At 68.2% G+C, this 19,083-nt stretch carries 21 protein-coding genes and 1 tRNA gene; 10 read left to right on the top strand and 12 right to left on the bottom strand.

Annotation, left to right across the window (positions count from 1 at the left end; translation table 11 throughout):
• Window positions 1–6: 6 nt before the first annotated feature.
• Window positions 7–858: a DMT family transporter gene (locus DM818_RS11830; protein WP_123124609.1), complete on the top strand. Its 852-nt coding sequence runs from the start codon at window positions 7–9 to the stop codon at window positions 856–858.
• Here DM818_RS11830 and DM818_RS11825 read toward each other — a convergent pair.
• Window positions 855–1,259, bottom strand: a complete 405-nt coding sequence (locus tag DM818_RS11825; protein ID WP_123124130.1) for a GIY-YIG nuclease family protein — start codon at window positions 1,257–1,259, stop codon at window positions 855–857. The two genes, DM818_RS11830 and DM818_RS11825, sit on opposite strands and share 4 nt — an antisense overlap.
• A gap of 83 nt (window positions 1,260–1,342) precedes the next feature.
• Here DM818_RS11825 and DM818_RS11820 point away from each other — a divergent pair, with 83 nt between their 5' ends.
• Window positions 1,343–2,167 (top strand): class I SAM-dependent methyltransferase, encoded by an 825-nt coding sequence (locus tag DM818_RS11820; protein ID WP_123124131.1) that lies wholly within the window; start codon window positions 1,343–1,345, stop codon window positions 2,165–2,167.
• On the opposite strand, the gene DM818_RS11815 is transcribed toward DM818_RS11820, so the two are convergent.
• Together DM818_RS11815 and DM818_RS11810 are read right to left on the bottom strand one after the other, a co-directional pair.
• Window positions 2,164–3,708 (bottom strand): succinic semialdehyde dehydrogenase, encoded by a 1,545-nt coding sequence (locus tag DM818_RS11815; protein WP_123124132.1) that lies wholly within the window; start codon window positions 3,706–3,708, stop codon window positions 2,164–2,166. The two genes, DM818_RS11820 and DM818_RS11815, sit on opposite strands and share 4 nt — an antisense overlap.
• A gap of 41 nt (window positions 3,709–3,749) precedes the next feature.
• On the bottom strand, window positions 3,750–4,697 hold the full coding sequence (locus DM818_RS11810) for a transcription initiation factor IIB (protein ID WP_075936535.1): 948 nt from the start codon (window positions 4,695–4,697) through the stop codon (window positions 3,750–3,752).
• Window positions 4,698–4,803: 106 nt separating this feature from the next.
• Between DM818_RS11810 and DM818_RS11805 the strand changes: the two genes are divergently transcribed.
• Complete coding sequence (locus DM818_RS11805; RefSeq protein ID WP_075936536.1) at window positions 4,804–6,537, top strand: DNA mismatch repair protein; 1,734 nt, start codon at window positions 4,804–4,806, stop codon at window positions 6,535–6,537.
• Between the two features lie 57 nt (window positions 6,538–6,594).
• Here the strand turns inward: DM818_RS11805 and DM818_RS11800 are convergent, their stop codons facing one another.
• The 3 genes from DM818_RS11800 to DM818_RS11790 all read right to left on the bottom strand — a co-directional run bounded on the left by DM818_RS11800 (window position 6,595) and on the right by DM818_RS11790 (window position 9,058).
• Window positions 6,595–6,969: a hypothetical protein gene (locus DM818_RS11800; RefSeq protein ID WP_143823780.1), complete on the bottom strand. Its 375-nt coding sequence runs from the start codon at window positions 6,967–6,969 to the stop codon at window positions 6,595–6,597.
• A gap of 276 nt (window positions 6,970–7,245) precedes the next feature.
• Complete coding sequence (locus tag DM818_RS11795) at window positions 7,246–8,436, bottom strand: alpha-hydroxy-acid oxidizing protein (RefSeq protein WP_123124134.1); 1,191 nt, start codon at window positions 8,434–8,436, stop codon at window positions 7,246–7,248.
• A gap of 40 nt (window positions 8,437–8,476) precedes the next feature.
• Window positions 8,477–9,058 carry a protein sorting system archaetidylserine decarboxylase gene (locus DM818_RS11790; RefSeq protein ID WP_123124135.1) on the bottom strand — a complete coding sequence of 194 codons (582 nt, stop codon included), beginning with the start codon at window positions 9,056–9,058 and terminating at the stop codon, window positions 8,477–8,479.
• Between the two features lie 82 nt (window positions 9,059–9,140).
• On the opposite strand from DM818_RS11790, the gene DM818_RS11785 reads away from it, so the two are divergent.
• Genes DM818_RS11785 through queC form a run of 3 tightly spaced genes read left to right on the top strand, consistent with a single transcriptional unit; the run spans window position 9,141 to window position 11,038 of the window.
• The gene (locus DM818_RS11785; protein WP_123124136.1) at window positions 9,141–9,587 is read left to right on the top strand and encodes a 6-pyruvoyl trahydropterin synthase family protein; all 447 of its coding nucleotides are present in this window, start codon (window positions 9,141–9,143) and stop codon (window positions 9,585–9,587) included.
• On the top strand, window positions 9,587–10,345 hold the full coding sequence (locus DM818_RS11780; RefSeq protein WP_123124137.1) for a 7-carboxy-7-deazaguanine synthase QueE: 759 nt from the start codon (window positions 9,587–9,589) through the stop codon (window positions 10,343–10,345). The genes DM818_RS11785 and DM818_RS11780 overlap by 1 nt, the downstream gene beginning before the upstream one ends.
• 3 nt (window positions 10,346–10,348) lie before the next feature.
• A complete protein-coding gene (gene queC / locus DM818_RS11775; protein WP_123124138.1) occupies window positions 10,349–11,038 on the top strand; it encodes a 7-cyano-7-deazaguanine synthase QueC in 690 nt (229 codons plus the stop codon).
• Here queC and DM818_RS11770 read toward each other — a convergent pair.
• The gene (locus tag DM818_RS11770; RefSeq protein WP_123124139.1) at window positions 11,035–11,301 is read right to left on the bottom strand and encodes a hypothetical protein; all 267 of its coding nucleotides are present in this window, start codon (window positions 11,299–11,301) and stop codon (window positions 11,035–11,037) included. The genes queC and DM818_RS11770 overlap by 4 nt on opposite strands.
• Before the next feature lie 59 nt (window positions 11,302–11,360).
• On the opposite strand from DM818_RS11770, the gene DM818_RS11765 reads away from it, so the two are divergent.
• Both DM818_RS11765 and DM818_RS11760 read left to right on the top strand, forming a co-directional pair.
• Window positions 11,361–11,846, top strand: coding sequence for an AAA family ATPase (locus tag DM818_RS11765; protein WP_233571957.1), 486 nt, complete (start codon window positions 11,361–11,363; stop codon window positions 11,844–11,846).
• Between the two features lie 37 nt (window positions 11,847–11,883).
• Window positions 11,884–13,590 (top strand): ABC1 kinase family protein, encoded by a 1,707-nt coding sequence (locus DM818_RS11760; protein ID WP_123124141.1) that lies wholly within the window; start codon window positions 11,884–11,886, stop codon window positions 13,588–13,590.
• Here the strand turns inward: DM818_RS11760 and DM818_RS11755 are convergent, their stop codons facing one another.
• The 4 genes from DM818_RS11755 to thyA all read right to left on the bottom strand — a co-directional run bounded on the left by DM818_RS11755 (window position 13,591) and on the right by thyA (window position 16,783).
• On the bottom strand, window positions 13,591–14,898 hold the full coding sequence (locus tag DM818_RS11755) for a glycerate kinase type-2 family protein (protein ID WP_123124142.1): 1,308 nt from the start codon (window positions 14,896–14,898) through the stop codon (window positions 13,591–13,593).
• A 228-nt stretch (window positions 14,899–15,126) separates the two neighbouring features.
• Window positions 15,127–15,201 (bottom strand) — tRNA-Glu (locus DM818_RS11750).
• A gap of 77 nt (window positions 15,202–15,278) precedes the next feature.
• On the bottom strand, window positions 15,279–15,776 hold the full coding sequence (locus tag DM818_RS11745) for a dihydrofolate reductase (protein WP_123124143.1): 498 nt from the start codon (window positions 15,774–15,776) through the stop codon (window positions 15,279–15,281).
• The gene (gene thyA, locus DM818_RS11740) at window positions 15,773–16,783 is read right to left on the bottom strand and encodes a thymidylate synthase (protein ID WP_123124144.1); all 1,011 of its coding nucleotides are present in this window, start codon (window positions 16,781–16,783) and stop codon (window positions 15,773–15,775) included. Before thyA ends, DM818_RS11745 begins: the two co-directional genes overlap by 4 nt.
• Before the next feature lie 81 nt (window positions 16,784–16,864).
• Between thyA and DM818_RS11735 the strand changes: the two genes are divergently transcribed.
• Window positions 16,865–17,437 (top strand): GNAT family N-acetyltransferase, encoded by a 573-nt coding sequence (locus tag DM818_RS11735; protein ID WP_075936549.1) that lies wholly within the window; start codon window positions 16,865–16,867, stop codon window positions 17,435–17,437.
• Between the two features lie 58 nt (window positions 17,438–17,495).
• On the opposite strand, the gene DM818_RS11730 is transcribed toward DM818_RS11735, so the two are convergent.
• Window positions 17,496–18,431 (bottom strand): DMT family transporter, encoded by a 936-nt coding sequence (locus DM818_RS11730; RefSeq protein WP_123124145.1) that lies wholly within the window; start codon window positions 18,429–18,431, stop codon window positions 17,496–17,498.
• Window positions 18,432–18,597: 166 nt separating this feature from the next.
• Between DM818_RS11730 and DM818_RS11725 the strand changes: the two genes are divergently transcribed.
• Window positions 18,598–19,080, top strand: coding sequence for an Lrp/AsnC family transcriptional regulator (locus DM818_RS11725; RefSeq protein WP_075936551.1), 483 nt, complete (start codon window positions 18,598–18,600; stop codon window positions 19,078–19,080).
• Window positions 19,081–19,083 lie beyond the last annotated feature (3 nt).

The raw sequence follows: 19,083 nt of genomic DNA, 5'->3' as shown, positions 1-19,083 counted from the left end.
CCGCCGATGGCCGCGCTGGCCGTCGCCATCGTCGCCGTCTCCACGAGCGCAATCCTGATTCGGTTCTCCGACGCCCCGAGCGGGCCGATGGCGTTCTGGCGCGTCACGCTGACGTGGCTGCTGCTCGCGCCGCTGGCGCTCCGGTCGCGGGCGGAGTTTCAGAAGTTCGACCGCCGCGACCTGCTGTCTGCACTCCTCGCGGGGCTCGCGCTCGCGGCCCACTTCGCGACGTGGTTCGAGTCCGTCGACAAGACGACCGTCGCCGCGAGCGTCACGCTCGTCACGACACAGCCGGCGTTCGTCGCCGTCGGGGCGTACTTCCTGTTCGGCGAGTCGCTGTCGCGCCGGTCGCTCGCCGGCATCGGGGTCGCGCTCGCGGGCTCAGCCGTCATGAGCCTCGACGGCCTGCTCGGCGGGACGACTGCTCCCGAACCCGTCCTCGGGAATCTCCTCGCGCTCTCCGGTGCGGTGCTCGCGGGCCTGTACGTCCTCGCCGGGCGGTCGGTGCGCCAGCGCGTCGACCTCGTTCCCTACGTCACTGTCGTCTACGTCGTCTGTGCGGGCGGCCTGCTCGCGTACTCGCTCGCGCTCGGCGACCCCATCGTCTCGTACCCGCCTCGCGAGTGGCTGCTCTTCGTCGGGATGGCAATCGGGCCGGGACTGCTCGGTCACACCGTGGTTAACTGGGCGCTGGCGCACGTCGAGAGCTCGGTCGTCAGCGTCTCCTTCGTCGGCGAGCCGGTCGGCTCGACGCTGCTCGCGCTCGTCATCCTCGGGGAGGTGCCCGGCGCGCTCACGCTCGCGGGCGGGGCCGTCGTTATCGGCGGAATCTACCTCACTGCCCGGGGTCGGCGTTAACGCACCTGCTCGTGTGCCGACTCGACGGCGCGTTCGAGCGTCTCGCGGTCGGGCGCGTACGCGAGGTGACTCGGACAATCACAGTCGGATGCGCCGAACCCCGCCACCGGTCCGGCCGGGAGCGCTCGCGCGACAGCACACTCCACGTCCGCCTCGGTTCGCACGTCGGCGGCGAGCGTCGCGTCGGGATGGCCGAGCAGGTAGTCGATGTGCCAGTGACGGGTGTCGCGCTCCCCGGTCGCGACCTCGGCGTGGCGGTCGATTCGCGAGAATCCGCCGGCACCGAGCGCCGACCCGGTGTAGCCGTACCAGCCGGCCTCGAACCGGTGGGTGCCGAGCGCACCGACCTCGATATCGGTCGGCGCCGCCAGTTGGATGAGGAGCGTGTAGGTGCCGCCCATGGCCGCGGTTCGACCGCCCGCGACAAAGCAGTCGCGACTGCGCGACCAGAGCGTTGACACTCCCGAACCCAGTGGTATCGTGTATGCGCGACGACGACATCGCCGCCTTCTACGACGAGTACGGCGAGCGCGAGTGGGAGCGGCTCGACCGCGACTTCCACCACCGACTGGAGTTCGAGGTGACGACGGAGTACCTGACGGAACAGCTCCCCGACTCAGGACGCGTCCTCGATGTGGGTGGCGGCGGTGGTCGCTACGCCGTCTGGCTCGCAGCACGCGGCTACGACGTGACCCTCGTCGACGTGAGCGAGCGACAGGTCAGAATTGCCCGCGAGAAGGCGCGCGAACACGGCGTCGCGGACAGCGTCACGACACAGCAGGGTGACGTGCGCGCGCTCGGCCTCGACGGGCAGTTCGACGCGACGCTGTGTCTCGGCGGTGCGCTCTCGCACGTCCTCGACGAGACGGAACGCGAGACTGCGGTCGAGGAGCTACGCCGAGTGACCCGGTCCGGCGCACCGGTCTTCGTCTCGGTGATGGGGCTGTTGGCGAGCGTGACGCGGATGTTGCGCCACGCCGGGAAGACGGAGCCCGACGAGACCGAACTGCTCCCAGACCTCGTGGCGACCGGCGATTACGACCGCGAGCTCGTGGAGCGGTACGGACAGGAGCTGTCGGTCCAGCCGATGCATCTGTTCCGGGTCGACGAGTTCGAGACGCTGCTCGAACGCGAGTTCACCGTCGAGACGCTGGCGGCGCTGGAGGGGCCGTTCTCACAGCGGCGCGACGAACAGGACGCGCTGACGGCGAGTCACAAGTCGGCGATTCGAGAGACGCTCGCGAGCCTGCGTGAAGCCCGGAGCGTCGTGGACCACTCGGCGCACATGCTCGCAGTGTGTCGGGCCTAACGGAAGCCCGGCACGTCGCGCAACAGCGTGAAGATGCGCTTCATCCCGGCGGCGTACCACTTGTACGGGACGCCCGGCGGGGAGTCGATTTCGCCCCGCTCCTGGGTGGCGAGCGTCTGTGGCTCGGTGAACCGGTAGAACCCCTCCTTGCCGTGTCGACGCCCCACGCCCGAATCCTTCATCCCGCCCATCGGGGCGTCGTGCGCGATGAAGGAGGGCGCATAAGCCTCGTTCACGTTCGCCGTCCCGCAGTCGATGCGGCGGGCGATGTCGCGGCCCCGCTCGGTGTCTGCCGTCCAGACCGAGGCGTTGAGTCCGTAGGTGGAGTCGTTCGCTCGCTCGATGACCGCGTCGGTGTCCTCGAAGCCGTAGATGGAGACGACGGGACCGAACGTCTCCTGTCGCGCGAGGTCGGCCTCGCCGGACACGTCGGTCAGAACCGTCGGCGCGTAGGCGTACGGGCCAACGTCGGGGAGCATCTCGCCGCCCGTCAGGACCGTCGCGCCCGCGTCGCGGGCGTCCTCGACGTGGCTGGACACCTTCTCCAACTGCGCCTGCGAGAGCAGCGACCCCATCTCGACGTTCCAGTCGTCGCTCGCCCGGATGTCGAGCGCCTCCGTCGCGGCGACGAACTTCCGGGTGAACTCCTCGCGCACCGACTCGTGGACGTAGAGCCGTTCGATGGCGATACACAGTTGCCCGGCGTTGGTGAACGCACCGCGGACGAGCCCGTTCACTGCGGCGTCGATATCGGCGTCGGGCATCACGACGGCCGGGTTCTTGCCGCCGAGCTCGAGCGAGCAGTCGATGAGCTGTTCGCCCGCCTTCGCGGCGACGAGACTCCCCGTTTTCGAGGAGCCGGTGAAACAGAGGTAGTCGCTCTCCTCGACGAGCGGTTCGCCGACGTCCGGCCCGGTGCCCGGGACGACCTGCATCACGTCCTCGGGAACGCCGGCCTCACGCAGGAGGGCGACGGCCGCGAGCGCGGTGTAGGCGGTCTGTTCGGCGGGCTTGAGGACGACGGCGTTGCCGGCGAGCAGCGCGGCGACGGCATCCGAGACGGCGAGCGTCAAGGGGTAGTTCCACGGCGAGATGACGCCGACGACGCCCTTCGCGCGGTAGTTCACCTCCACGTCGACGAGTCCCGGCATCGGCGATTTGCGTGACTCATCAGCGAGATACGACTCGGTGCGGTGGGCGTAGTGCCGAGAGGCCATCGCCGTGTCGATGAGTTCCTCGAAGCCGTGTCGGCGGGCCTTTCCGGACTCCTCGACCACCAAATCGAGCAGCGGCTCGGAGTGCTCGAACAGCAGGTCGTGATACTCCAACAGCATCTCGGCGCGTTCGTCGGGGTCGCGAGCCTCCCACTCCGGTTGGGCCTCGCGGGCGCGCTCGAAGGCGTGTGCAACGTCGCGTTCGTCGCCGAGCGGCAGCGTGGCGAACTCCCCGCCGGTGAAGGGAGCCTCCACCGACATCGTGTCGTGGTCGCGGTCGGTGAGGGTCGCCTCACCTAGCAGCGTCTCTGGGTCGAAACTAACCATACTTCAAAACGGCACCGAGAGGTAGTAAAGCCCGGTGTCCGTCAGTGGATGTCGAGCGCTTCGATCTGCTCTTGATAGCGGTTCCGGATGGTGACCTCCGTCACCTGCGCGACGTTCGCGACCTCGCGTTGGGTCTTCTTCTCGTTGCACAACAGGGAGGCGGCGTAGATCGCGGCGGCCGCGTACCCCGTCGGCGATTTCCCCGAGAGCATCCCCTTCTCGGCGGTCACCTCGATGATCTCGCGCGTCTTCTGTTCGACCTCCTCGCTGAGTTCGAGTTCCGAACAGAAGCGCGGGACGTACTGGACCGGGTCGACGGGTTCGAGCCCGAGCGAGAGTTCCTGTGCGATATACCGGTACGTGCGCCCGATTTCCTTCTGCTCGACGCGGGCGACCTCGGCCACCTCGTCGAGCGAGCGCGGAATCCCCTCCTGTCTGCACGCCGCGTACAGCGCGGAGGTGGCGACCCCCTCAATGGAGCGACCGCGGATGAGGTCCTCCTTGAGCGCGCGCCGGTAGATGACGGAGGCGACCTCGCGCACCGAGCGCGGAACGCCGAGCGCGGAACTCATCCGGTCGATTTCCGAGAGCGCGAACTGGAGATTGCGCTCGCCGGCGTCCTTCGTGCGGATACGCTCCTGCCACTTCCGGAGCCGGTGCATCTGGCTCCGCTTCTCGGAGGAAATGGAGCGCCCGTACGCGTCCTTGTCCTTCCAGTCGATTTGGGTGGTCAGTCCCTTATCGTGCATCGTCTGGGTCGTCGGCGCACCGACCCGGGACTTCGACTGTCGTTCGGAGTGGTTGAACGCCCGCCACTCCGGCCCCCGGTCGATGTTCGACTCCTCGATGATGAGCCCGCAGTCGTCACACATGAGTTCGCCCTCTCCCGACTGGACGAGCGAGTCGGACTCGCACTCGGGACACCCTACCGATTCCGTCTCCGACTCCGTCTCGGAGCTACGTTGTCGCTGCCGTGTGGGACCTGCCATTACACTTAATATCGAAAATTACTCACATTTAAGCCTTGCGTTGGGACTGTGACACACTAGCACGGTGCGTCGGGAGCTTCTTTGCGCCCCCAGCAGAGCGACACGTATGCGACTGCAGGAGTACTGGGGCGTCGGTCCGAAGACGGCGACCCGTCTGTCTGAGTCTCTGGGTACCGAGCGGGCGGTCGAGGCCATCGAGTCAGCCGACGCGCGCACGCTCGTCGACGCCGGTCTCACCCCCGGGCGCGCAACGCGTATCCTCCGGCGCGCCAACGGCGGCGAGGGGTTAGAGACGCTCACGACCCGTGACACCCGCGACGTGTACAAGTCCCTGCTCGACCTCGCCGAGGAGCACGCCGTCACCCGCCACGCCGGCGACCGCATCCGCGTGTTGACGCCGCTGACCGACACCGACGCAATGCGCGCCCGCCTCGACGACGTGATGGCGGCGACGGAGTCGTGGCGCGCGCTCGACGAGGCGACACAGGAGGCCGTGTTGGAGGCGTTCGACCGCCACGACGGCGCGGTCGGAGAGCTGTCGGCCGCCGAGACCGCCGTCGCGCTCGCCGAGACCGCGGCCGATTCGGGCGTGTTCGCCGCGATCGCCGACCTCGACACCGACCGACTGGCCGAGGCCGCGGTCGCGCTGCGCGCCCTCGACGGCGACGACCGACTCGGCGCTGGTGCGGACGACGAACTCGACCGCCTGCGCGACGCACTCGCGACGGTGGAGGATATGGCCGCCGACCCCGACGGCGTGCTCGACGCCGTCCGGTCGAGTGCCCGCGACGCCGCGGAGTTCCAGTCGGCGTTCGTCCGCCACGTCGCCGACGAGACAGGACTCCCTTCTGGGGAGGTTCGCGACGCTGCACCCGACGGGGCCGCCGACGCTGCCGGCTTCGTGACGGAAGGGCTGCGCTCGCTCGCGACCGCGCTCCGGACCCGCGTTGACGAACGCGAGACGAGCGTGGCGGCCGACCTTCGGGAGACGGTCGAGGCGACCCGCGAGGAACTCGACGCGGCCGTCGCGGCCGTGGACGACCTCGCCTTCGACGTGTCGCTCGCGCGCTTTTCCGTCGCGTACGACCTCACCGCGCCCGACCTCGTGGCGACGGAGACGCTGGCCGTCGAGGGAGCGCGCAACCTCGATCTGCTCGATGCCGGCATCGACGTGCAGCCAATCGACTACGCCGTCGGCGACCACGACCTCGACGTGCCGACGGGCGACCGCGTGGCCGTGTTGACGGGCGCGAACTCCGGCGGGAAGACGACCGTCTTGGAAACGCTGTGTCAGGTACAGCTGCTCGCGTCGATGGGACTTCCCGTCCCTGCCGAGGCCGCCGCCGTCGGGCAGGTCGATTCGATCGTCTTCCACCGTCGCCACGCCTCCTTCAACGCCGGCGTGCTCGAATCGACCCTCCGGTCTGTCGTCCCGCCGTTGACCCGCGAGGGTCGCACCCTGATGTTGGTCGACGAGTTCGAGGCCATCACCGAACCGGGCCGCGCGGCCGACCTCCTGCACGGGCTGGTGACGCTCACCGTGGAACGCGAGGCGCTCGGCGCGTTCGTCACCCACCTCGCGGAGGACCTGGAACCGCTTCCCGAGGTGGCACGCGTCGACGGCATCTTCGCCGAGGGGCTGACCCCGGACCTCGACCTCGAAGTCGATTACCAGCCGCGGTTCGGTCAGCTCGGCAAGTCGACGCCGGAGTTCATCGTCTCGCGACTCGTCGCGGAGGCGACCGACCGGGGCGAGCGCAGCGGCTACGAGCATCTCGCGGCAGCGGTCGGAGAGGAAGCCGTCCAGCGCACCCTCGCGGACGCGCGCTGGGACGAGTAGGAACTGACCACGCTCACCCGCAGGGCGGGTCGAGCGTGTTCGTCCCGGTGCGATTCGTCATCCGTCGGCCGGGTCGGCGCGTTCGACGCCGAAGCCCTCGCGAACCGCCTCGATGTCCGCGTCGTCCGCGAGGGTGAGCCGGGCCGTCGCATCGACGTAGAGGTCGAACGCGTCCGGGCGCATGGTCTCGATGTCGATTCCTTCGACGCGTTCGACCGCGTCGGTCTGTTCGAGTAGCTGTCGTGCACCGTCGCCGAGGCTCCCCGCGTCGCCGCGCGCGATGCGCAGCCGCAGGTCGGTTTCGACCTCGGTGGTGGTCATCTGGATTGCCATCATCCCCTCGGCGCGATTCGAACGCGCGTCCGTCGGACACCTGTGGCTATCGAGGGTGCTGTCGCTGGCTGGTGGGCGAGCGCGTGGCGAGCCACGCACACACGTGCCGCTCGCGAGTCGCCGCTGTGCGACGTGAGAAGTCAGAGAAATCCCGACCCATCACGTCGCGTGACGGGCCAACGCCCGCCTACGCGGCGAGGGTCGGGACGGCGTCGAAGCCCATCCAGTTCCCCACGCCGCGTGCTGCACTCTCGGCGAGTGCAGACACCGTGGTGTGGAGATAGCGGGTCATGGATGGAACCTCGTTCGTGTTCAACCGAACGGTTCAGCGGTAGGATATTAATTTTTGCCGAGGCGTGCTAACGAGTGACGCAGTTACTGGAGCGCCGACTCGTGGACCAGCGCCTCCCGGTCCAACTTCGCCACGTCGTCGTAGCCGCTCAAGCCGAGCGAGAGGTCGAAGTCGGCGAGCAGATTCGAAAGGACCGTCGCGACCCCCTCGGCCCCGTCGAGGGTGAGTCCGTAGACGTACGGGCGACCGACGAACGCGAGGTCAGCACCGAGCGCGAGGACGGTCAGGATATCCGCGCCCGAACGAATCCCCGAATCGAAGCCGATGAACGCCTCGTCGCCGATTTCGTCCACGACGCCCGGCAGCGCCTCCAGCGCGGCGACCGACCGGTCGACCTGTCTCCCGCCGTGGTTCGAGACGACGACGCCGTCGGCTCCGTGCTCGACCGCGCGGCGCGCGTCCGCCTGCGAGAGGATGCCCTTCACGACGACGGGGAGGTCGGTCTGGTCGTGGAGCCACTCCAGGTCGTCCCAGGTGAGCGAAGCGTCGCCGAAGAGGTCGAGGAACGTCTGTGCCGTCGAGAGGGTGTTCTCCTCGGGGTCGTGGTCGAGATACGACCGGAACACGTCGTCCGTCGTGTAGTTCGCGATGCCCGTCCCGTGGAGGTAGGGGAGATACCCCTGCTGGAGGTCCTGCGGTCGCCAGCCGACGATCGGCGTGTCGACCGTGACGACGATGGCCTCGTAGCCGGCCTGCTCGGCGCGGTCGATGAACGACGCCGTGAGCTCGCGGTCGGGCGACCAGTACAGTTGGAACCACGCCGGCACGTCACCCATCGCCTCCCCCACCTCCTCCAGTGGCGTGCTGGAGACGGTCGAGAGACACAGTGGCACGTCCTCGCTTGCTGCGCCCTCGGCGCTTGCTCGCTCCGCGCCGTCGTGCAGGATGGACTGACAGCCGATCGGCGCACACATCACGGGCACGTCGAACTCAGTGCCGAACACCGCCGCCGAGAGGTCGCGCGACTCGACGCCCCGCAGCATCTCCGGTTCGATGCGCCAGCGGTCGAACGCGGTCTCGTTCGATTCGGCAGTCTTTCCGCTGCCCGCCCCGCCCTCGACGTAGCCGCGGGCGGTCTCGTCCATCGCCTCCAAGGCCGCGGTCTCCAGTTCGCTCGGCTCGATGGGAATATCCGGCGACACCTCTGCGAGCCCGTTCACGTAGATTTCGGTCACGCGGTCGTTTCCCCGCGAGCCGTCGGAGTCGTCGCTCATACCCGGCAGTGTGACCCCGTCACCAAGTAGCTACGCCCGGCTACCGGCGGGCAATCGTCTCGCCGGCCCGCACCTCGTCGCCGATGTCGACGGTCAGGTCCTCGCGGGTCACGTCCGCCGGCATGAGCACGTCCGCCCGCGAGCCGAAGCTGATGTGTGCGATGCGGTCCCCCCGGCCGATCGTCTCGCCGGCGCCGACGTACGGGTGGATGCGGCGGGCGAACCAGCCGGCGATGAGGACGAGCGTCCAGTCGTCGCTCTCGACCCTGACGCGCTCGTTCCGGTCGGAGTCCTTCGAGAAGGCCGGCTTGTTCGCGCCGGGGACGTGCTCGACGCGCTGCACCGTCCCGGGAAGCGGCGAGCGGTTCACGTGGACCGACAGCGCCGACATGTAGACGCCGACGCGGAGTCGACCGGCTTCCTCGCGGACGACGGAGACGGTCCCCTCGGCGGGCGCGACGACGCCCTCGCCGGCCGGCCGCGGCGGGTCGCGGTGGAACCACAACACCGCAAGTCCGAGTGCGACCGCCAGGACACCGAGAGGGGCAACTAGGAGCGTGAGCGGGACGGCGGCGACGAAGACGGGCGTCGCAAGCCGCCAACTTCCGGGCGCGAGCTGCATACTCGACCTCGCTTCGGGAGGTGCAAACGCCTGTCGGTCGCGAGGGGATAGGTTCATATGCGGGTTCGTATAATCTCCGAGTATGTCCCGAAGTGCACTGGAAGAATCCCTCCACGACCGCGCGGGCGAACGGACGCTCGTCGTCGGTGCCGACCGCCCCATCCGCATCTCCGCCGGCCACCGCCTGCGCCACCACGACGGCAAGTGTGCCCGCCCCCACGGTCACAACTACGACATCACCGTCGAGCTTCGCGGCGAACTCGCCGACACCGGCTGGGTCGTCGACAAGGGCGTGGTGACCGACGTTATCGACGAGTGGGACCACATGTTCCTCGTCGAGCGCGGCGACCCGCTCATCGAAGGATTCGAGGCGAGCGGCGACGCCGACGCGCTGGTCGTCCTCGACGAGCCGCCGACGGCAGAGGTGATGGCCGTCCTGCTGGAGGAGAAGCTGCTCGACCGGCTCCCGGACACCGTCTCCGCGGTGTCGGTCTCGATTGCAGAGACCGGCGAACTCACCACCTACTGATGCCCGTCTCCGACACAGCGCCCGAACGGGCGAGCGAGCCGGACGACGACGCCCTCCCTATCAACGAACTGTTCGCCTCCCTGCAGGGCGAGGGGAAACTGGCGGGCGTCCCCTCCACGTTCGTCCGCACCTCGGGCTGTAATCTCCGGTGTTGGTACTGCGATTCGTACCACACCTCGTGGGAGCCGACGGGCGCGTGGATGGCTGTCGGGGAGATTCGCGAGCAGGTGGCGAGTCGCGACCCCGACCACCTCGTGTTGACGGGCGGTGAACCGCTGATACACGACGCCGCGGTCGACCTGCTCGATGCAGTCGAGATGCACACGACCGTCGAGACGAACGGGACGCGGTACGTCGACGCGGACATCGACCTCGCGTCCATCAGTCCGAAGCTGGCGAACTCGACGCCGACCCCGGAGCGTGCCCCCGCCGGCGACGGGGAGTGGGCCGACCGCCACGACGAGCGCCGCATCGACCACGACGCCCTGACGCGGCTCATCGACGACTACGAGTTCCAACTGAAGTTCGTCGTCGCCGACGAGTCGCCGATGGGCGAAATCGAGTCCCTGCTGGCGGACCTCCGTGCGAGTACGAGCCGCGAGATTCGCGACACCGACGTGCTCCTGATGCCGGAGGGAGCCACCCGCGAGCGACTGGACGAGACGCGCGCCACCGCCGCGCGACTCGCCGAGGAGTACGGGTACCGGTACACACCGCGCATCCACGTCGACCTCTGGAACGACGCCCCTGAACGATAACCTATGACAGACACCCCACAGCGCGCCGTCGTCCTCGCCTCGGGCGGGATGGACAGCGCCACCGCGACCTACGAAGCAGTCGAACAGGGCTACGAACCGCTCCTGCTCCACACGAGCTACGGACAGGCGACCGAGAGCAAGGAGTACGCGTGTGCAAGCGCACTCGCCGAGGAACTCGACGCGTCGCTGTTGCACATCGAGACGGACCACCTCGCGGCCATCGGCGGCTCCTCGCTCACCGACGACGAGATGGACGTCGAGGGCGCCGACCTCGACAGCGACGAGATTCCGAGTTCGTACGTCCCCTTCCGGAACGCGAACCTGCTCTCGATGGCCGTCTCGTGTGCGGAGGCGAACGACGCCGACGCCGTCTTCATCGGTGCCCACTCCGAGGACTTCTCGGGGTATCCGGACTGCCGGCCGGCGTTCTTCGACGCCTTCCAGCAGGTGATGGACGTGGGGACGAAACCCGACACCGACATCTCGCTGGAGGCGCCCTTCGTCGAGTGGTCGAAGACCGACATCGCCGAGCGCGGGCTCGAACTCGGCGTGCCGTACGAGTACACGTGGTCGTGTTACCGCGAGACAGAGCCGGCGTGTGGCACCTGCGACGCCTGCGCGTTCCGGCTACAGGCGTTCCAGAACCTCGACGAGCGCGACCCGATTTCGTACGCCGAGCGACCCGACTACTAACCTTCCGAGCCGTCCTCTTCCGCCATCGCGGTCCACGTCTCGACGGCCTCCACCTCCGGGAGCGAATCGAGCAGGTCGGCGACCGCCGGTTCCGGGACCGACGCCCGGATGCTCCCGAATCGCGTCTCCTCCTCGACGGCGCCGTACGTCTCGACTGTCTCCCGTATCGACGCGACCTCGTCGTCGGTTCGGACGGTGAGCCGTGCAGTGGCTCCCTCTGTGGGGTCGTCGCGAGCCGTTCGGACGGCGGGCGAGAGATACATACGTACACATGGTCGTCGTCACTCCAAACAGTTACTATCGGCCGTCGGGGACTGTGGCTGTGAACACGCTGGTCGCCGTCTCCGGAGTCCCCGGAACGGGGAAGACGACGGTCGCGGAGGCCATCGCCGACCGCATCGACGCGACCGTCCTCCGCACGGACGTGGTCCGCAAGGAGCTGTACGACGCCCCGGAGTACACCGACGCCGAGACCGAGACCGTCTACGACGAGGTGCTCGACCGCGCCCGCGAGCGACTCGACTCCGAGAGCGTCGTCGTCGACGCCACGTTCAAGACGCGCGCCGTCCGGGACGCGGCCCGCGCCGTGGCCGAGGAGACCGGCGCGACGTTCCGGCTCGTCGGCGTCGAGTGTGACGACGCCGTCGTGCGCGAGCGAATCCGCGAGCGCACCGACGACGAGAGCGACGCCGACATCGAGGTGTACGAGCTGTTCCGCGAGCAGTACGAGCCGCTCGACGCGCCGGACCTCGTGGTCGACAACTCCGGCACGCTGGCGGAGACGTTCGACCAACTGGACGACCTGTAGGGAACAACCATTTGCTCGCCGCGCACGAAGGTCGGCTGTGTCAGCGAGCGACCCCGTCGACGACCCGGAGCCGAACAGACGCCGGACGCTCCGGCGGTTCGTCGCCGTCATCCGGGCGTTCCTCCCGCTCGCGCTCGCCTTTGCCCGCGACCGCCGCCGATTCCTGCTGTTCGGTCGCCGCCGGAACGTGACCGTCGACGACCAGCGGCGGCGCGCGAGGTATCTCCTCGACGTGTTGCTCGACTTGGGACCGACGTTCGTGAAGGTGGGCCAGATACTCTCCACCCGGCCGGACGTGCTCCCGCCGGCCTACATCGAGGAGCTGTCCTCGCTGCAGGACGAAGTCCCGCCGGAGCCGTGGGAGTCGATTCGCCCGGTGTTCGAGACGGCGCTCGGCCCCGTCGACGAGGCGTTCGACGACTTCGACCGCGCGGCCATGAGCGGAGCCTCGCTCGGCCAGGTGTACACCGCGACCTACGAGGGTGAGCCGGTCGCCGTGAAGGTGCTCCGACCCAACATCCGTGAACGCGTCGAGAGCGACCTCATCGTCGTGGAGACGCTGCTGCCGCTCTTGCTCCGGTTTGCCCCGCCCGGCCAGCAGTTCACGATGGAGAATCTGGCAGACGAGTTCGCCTCGACGATTCGCGGCGAGATGGACTACGAGGCCGAGGCCGACCGGCTGAACGAGGTGCGGGACAACTTCGGCGACGACCCCGAGGTGACGATTCCGGCCGTCGTCGACGACCGCTCGACGACCCGCGTGCTCACGATGGAGTACGTCGAGGGGACGAAGATAACGGACGTGTCGACGCTCGAATCGAAGGGACTCGACCCGACGGAGATCGTCGAGCGGCTCGCGCGCATCTACTTCCAGATGATTGTCGAGGACGGGATTTTCCACGCCGACCCGCACCCCGGAAATCTCTCCGTGCTCGACAACGGCTCCATCGTCTTCTACGACTTCGGCGTCGTCGGGCGGCTCTCGCAGGCCCGGCGCGACCAGATTCTCGACTTCTACGTCGGGCTCGCGACCGACGATATCGACCGCGTCATCGACGCGTTCATCGACATGGGCGCGCTCGACCCCCAGGTCGACCGCGAGCTGATGCGAGAGGTGTTCGCGCTCGTCATCCAACAGCTCGAAGGCCAGCCGTTCGAGCAGGAGCAGATACAACAGTACATCAGGGAGTTTCAGGCAGCCGTCGGCGACATCAGCGACTTCCCGTTCCGGCTCCCGCAGGACCTCGCGCTCATCGTCCGGGTCGCGACGGTGCTGGAAGGCGTCACCCGCACGCTCGACGAGGAGTTCGACTTCATCGAGACGGTGACCGACCTCGTCACGGAGAAGGGGGTCGACGACCTCGGCGCGACCGACATCGCCCGCGACGAGATAGCGGCTATCCTCCGAACGACGACGGAGGCGTTCGTCAACGTCCCCGCGAAGGGCGAGGACACCCTCTCGACAATCGTTCGCGGCGACGCGGCGCTCACCTTCCTCTACCGCGAGGACCCGAGCATTCTCCGGAAGCTGGTCGCGCGCGTCTCGCTCGGTATCGGCGTCGGCGTCGGCGGACTGGCGACCAGCGCGCTCGTCGCGTTCGGCGCGCCCCTCGCCGCCGGCGGGATGGCGCTCGCGACGGCCGGCGGGGGCGTCGTGTTGTGGCGGTCGTTCCAACGCTCGCGCAGTCGGACGGTCGCGGCCGGCGCGAAGGTGGCAGAACGCAGCGTCACCCGGAATCGCTGATTACTCGACGACGACCACGCGCAGGTCGTTCACGTTGGTCCCCGTCGCCCCTGTGTCGATAGCTGCGTCACACCCGCCGAGATACGTCGCGGCGTCGTGGCTGTCGAGCGCGCGCTGCGCCCGTCGTCGGTTCTCCGGCGCCACCGTGGAGCCGTCGACGCTCGCCCCCGCGAGTGAGCCGTTACCGTCGATGCCGTCCGTGTCGAGGGCGGCGACGACCACGCCCGACGTGTCGAGTTCGAGCGCGGCAGACAGCGCGTACTCGGTGTTCGGCCCGCCGGTTCCCGGCGAGTCCGTCCGAACCGTCACGGTCGTCTCGCCGCCGGTAACGAGGACCGCCGGCGGCTCGACGGGGTTCCCCGTCGCCGCGATTTCCTCCCCGACCGCGACTGCCGACTTGGCTGCTTCCCGCGCCTCGCCACGGATGCGCGTCGAGAGCAACAGCGGCTCGTAGCCGGCCGCACGCGCCACGTCGAGGGCTGCCCGCGCCGCAGTGTGGTTGCTCGCGAGCAGGTGCTCGGTCACGCGCTCGAAGGCCGGTGCGTCGGCGTCTGGCGTCTCCGTGTGTTCGCCGTCCCGTCCTGCCCGGAGGTGGTCGACGGCCGCGGTCGGGAGGTCGAGAGTGTAGCGGTCGGCGACCGCGAGCGCGTCACCGTAGGTGGTGTCGTCGGGCGTGAACGGACCGCTGCCGATGACGCTGGCATCGTCGCCGACCACGTCGCTGAACAGGAGTGTCGCGACCGTGGCGGGCGCAGCGACGCTCGCCAGTCGCCCCCCTTTCGTCGCCGAGAGGTGTTTGCGGACGGCGTTCATCTCGCCGATGCTCGCGCCGCTCGCCAGCAGTTCGTCGGTGGTCGCACGGAGATCGGCAAGCGAGAGATCGCCCGCCGGAGCAGGGAGGAGCGCGCTGGCTCCGCCGGTGACGACGGCGAGCACGAGGGTCTGCGCGTCGGCCGCGGCGAGCAGCTCCCGGACGCGGTCGGTGCCGGCGACGGCAGTTTCGTTCGGCCGTGGATGCGCGCCCTCGACCTGCTCGATTCGCTCCGTCGCCGTCGGGAGGTCGGTGACGACGACCCCGGTGTCGATACGGTCGCAGAGCAGCGATTCGAGTTCCGTCGCGACCGTGCCGGCGGCGTTTCCGCCACCGACGACGACCACCCGCTCGTAGCTGTCGAGGTCGTAGGCGCGGCCGGCGATGGTGAGCGTCCCGCCGTCGAGCGAGAGTCGGTCTCGGACGACCGTCTCGGGGTGTGCGGCGTCGATACCCGCCCGGAGACACCGGCGCGCGAGGGCGTGACCGTCGGTCATACGTCGGCTTCGACGGCCCCCACCGAGAAGCCGACGGTTCGGGCGACGCGCACGGCTGTCGCTCCACACGTTGGTCGTCGCAGAAATGCTCCGGCAGGGATTCGAACCACGCCCGAACGTGCTCGCTTCGCTGTGCGCGTTCGGTCTCGTTCGAAGCCAGCAAGCGGCGTCGGCGTTCCCGTCGGAGCAACACGCACAGCGGTTGCTCTTCGGTTAGTTACGTCAGAATGCTCCGGCAGGGATTCGAACCCTGGTCATCACCGTGAGAGGGTGATATGATTGGCCGGACTACACCACCAGAGCACGCCTCGTAGCGTACTTTCGGGTAGCGCGGTGTATCGTATAACGGTTGCGTTTTGGCGGCTCCGTGGCTGGGTTTCTCACTCGGCGGCGGCGCGTCGATAGGTGACGAACGCGAACTCGTCGTGCTCGTCTCGCTCCGTCTCGACCCACTCGTCGCCGAACTCCGGAAAGTGGGTGTCACCCTCGTAGCTGTCGGCGAGTTCGGTGAGCACCAGCCGGTCGGCGCGGCCCATGAACTGCTCGTACACCGTCGCGCCACCGATGACGAACGCCTCGTCGTCGCGGTCGGCAGCGAGCGCGAGCGCTTCGTCGGTGTCCGCCGCGTGGAGGGCACCCTCGGGCAACTCGAGCGACGACCCCGAGAGGACGATGTTCGTGCGGTCGGGCAGCGGGCCGTCGAGCCGGGCCGCGATGGAGTCGTACGTCTTCCGCCCCATGATGACCGGGTGGCCGGTCGTGAGCGATTTGAAGTGCGCGAGGTCCTCAGGGTAGTACCACGGCATCTCGCCGTCGCGCCCGATGACGCCGTTTGCGGCGACGGCGGCGACGAGGGTGAGGTCGATATCCGGACTCATTCGGCCACGGAGAAGGGGATGCCCGGCGCGGGGTCGTAGCCCGACAGCTGGAAGTCGTCGAACGCGAGGTCGTCGAGCGGCTTGTCGGCGACCGTCATCGACGGGCGCTCGCGCGGCGCTCGGGAGAGCTGGGTGAGCAGTCCGGGGACGTGGTCGGTCTGTTCGTCGCCCGCAGATTCAGCCGGGGCAGTGGATTCGAGCCACTCGCGCACGTCGGCGTATCCCTCGCGCGTGTCCACGGCAGCGACCCGCGACTGGAGGTCGGCGAGGTTGTCGGCGTACCAGTCGGCGCGGGCGTCCGTCCCACAGTAGATGTGCGAATCGACGATGGTATGGCCGAACTCCCCGACATCGAGGCCCGTCCGGTTGGCGACGGCGTGGGTGAGCAGCGAGTAGGCCGCGATGTTGAACGGCACCCCCAGCGCGATGTCGCCCGAGCGCTGGGTGAGGTGGGTGTTGAGTCGCCCGTCCTGTACGTTGAACACGAAGGTGTAGTGACACGGCGGGAGTGTCGAGACCGTCGCGTTGGCCGGGTGCCACGCGTTCACGACGATACGCCGGGAGTGGGGGTTCTCGTTCAGCTGTTCGATGGCGTACGCGAGCTGGTCGAAGGTGCCGTCGTCGTTCTGCCACCGGTGGAGCTCGTCCCCACCGGCCCACGACTCGCCGGGCAGTTGGGCCGGCTCCTCCGGGACCGGAAAGCGTCGCCAGAAGCGGCCGTACGCGGTGTCGAGGTGCCCATCGTCGTCGGCCCACGCGTCCCAGATACCCGTCTCCTCGCGGAGGTCCCGGATGTGTTCCTCGCCGGAGAGATACCAGAGCAGTTCGTGGATGAGCGAGTTCCACCGAAAGCCCGAGAGGTCCTTCGTCGTGAGCAGCGGGAACCCCTCCTGGAGGTCGACGGTGTAGTGGTGTGAGAAGTCGGAAATCGTGTCGACGCCCGTCCGGTTCGGCTTGTGGGTGCCGGCGGCGAGGGTGTCGGCCACGAGGTCGAGATACTGACGCATTGGCGGGACGTACGAAGCCATCGGCATAGAGTTACCGTCCTCTGGCGAGGAGTTTTCAGCCCCCGCGTCCTACCCGCGGGTATGTACGTCAGGGATGCACGGAACCGCGACGAGGCGTGGCTCCTCGACCACATCGAGGCGATGGGACTCGACGACACGGCGTTCCGCTCCCGCGACTACGTCATCGCGGTCGATGACGACTCCACCTCGAAGACCGGCTTCGGCCGCTTCCGGGTCCACCGCGACGACGACGTCTGTGAGCTGACGAGCATCGGCGTCCTCGACAGCTGGGAGGGGAACGGCGTCGGGGCCCACATCGTCGAGCGACTGATTCGCAACGCCGGCATCGAGGGGTACGACCGCGTGTACGCGCTCTCGCCCGCACACGAGTATCTCGCGCAGTTCGGCTTCGAACCGGTCGACGCCGACGAGCTCCCCGACGCGCTCCAGAAGCGATTGGACGAAAAGCGCGAACGCCACGACACGGTGATTCCGATGGTCATCGACAGCGACGGCTTCTCGATGCCCGAGAAGCTCCGCGAGCGGTTCAAGAACGCCGCCGAAAACGTCGGCACAGAGCCGGAGCCGACCGAGTCGCCCGAGGACTTCGGCATCGACAGCGACTCGGCGACGTACAAGTACGATACTGGGTAACGGTTCCGGCTCAACGGTGTACGACACCGGGTGAGCGCGACCACCGATCTTCTACGCGTTATGCCACCGACGCGCGAACCCGACCGGCGAGGGTGCGAGCGACCCCGCGAACGCGGCGACCGTCAACGAGCGCGAAGCCCACGGCCACGAGCGCGAAGCCGACCAGCGTTTCGAGCGTCGGCTCGTACCCCAGTAGAAGCACCGCGAGTCCCGTCGCCGCGACCGGTTCGAGGTAGCCGACGAGGTTCGCGCGCGACGGGCCGACGGTCGCGAGCAGCCGGAAGTAGAGCAAGAACGCGATGACGCCCGGACCGACGACGAGGTACACGAGCGTCGCGAGCGCGACGGGCGAACCCGGGATTGTGAGCGGCTCGCCCAGCCCGCGACTGCCGACGAGCAACAGTCCGGCACCGAGCAGCATTCCCCACCCCTGCATCCCGGCGAGCGAGAGGGTCGGCTCGACCCGTCGCAGGAGAAGACTGCCGAGGGCGAAGGCGACGGTCGCGCCGGCGATGAGCGCGATACCGCGGAGGTCACCGCCGCCGCCGGGACCGGCAATCGTCACCGCGCCGAGGAAGCCGACGGCGACACCGACTAGCGCGACCGGCGTGAGTCGGTCGTCACCGACGACGAGGGGCGCGAGCAGAACGGTCACGACCGGGGAGAGTGCGATGAGCGCCGACGCGACCGCACCGGGAACCGTCTCTTGGCCGACGTACAGGAGCGCGTGGTGGGCGAAGATGATGAACACGCCCGTCACCGCGACGGCGAGCCAGTCGTCGCGCGTGCGGACGGCAAGCTGTGTGTGTCGGAGTCGAGCGATTCCGAGCACGAGGACCCCGGCCAGCGCGTACCGCAGCCCCGCGAATAGCAGCGGCGGCCACGACTCGACGCCGCGCTCGATGGCGACGAACGAGCCGCCCCACAACAGTGCAACCGTGACGAACAGTAGGGGAGCCGTTGGGAGCCGACTCCAAAGAGAATCGAGATTCATTGGTTCTGTTCCGGTGAAAGCCACATCTGGTAATAAGCTATTCGAAACAGAGACAAATGGTTGAGAGCAAAACCGTGCGGATTGGAGATAGTTCGGATTGGGTTCGAGAATCGGCGCGTATCTTAGATAGGAGTGGAATTATCAGGCGGGCCGCTACAGGATTGGTATGGACGAGCGCGATCTCGCGATACTGAAGGCCATCTCGGAGTTGGGGACCGGCAGTCCAGAGCGGATTCACGAGGAAACCGACATTCCGGTCTCGACGGTTCACTACCGACTCAACAATCTGCGCGAGGCGGGCATCATCGAGAACGACCTCTACGATATCGACCTCGACGCGCTCGGGCTCGGTGTGACGATTCTGGTGGAGGTGTTGGCAGACTACGCCGGCAAGCACAGCGACGTAGCCGACGAGATTGTCGAACTGGAGGGCGTGACGACCCTGCTCTCGACGATGGGCGAGACGGACTTCGTGGCCGTCGCACACCTGCCCGACGAGGACGCCGTCGGACGACTGCTCCGTGAGTTCGAGGAGATTTCGGCTGTCGAACGCACGAACTCGACGTACGTCATCGAGACGCTGTACGACGACGCCCGCGCGCTGTCGTCGTACTCGCTGGAGACGCTGGTCGAACTGCTGGCCGAGTGAGAG

This window comes from Halosegnis longus (assembly GCF_009663395.1).
Taxonomy (GTDB): domain Archaea; phylum Halobacteriota; class Halobacteria; order Halobacteriales; family Haloarculaceae; genus Halosegnis; species Halosegnis longus.
The sequence above is the reverse complement of the archived record's forward strand: the minus strand, read 5'-3'. Positions and strand labels throughout refer to the sequence as shown.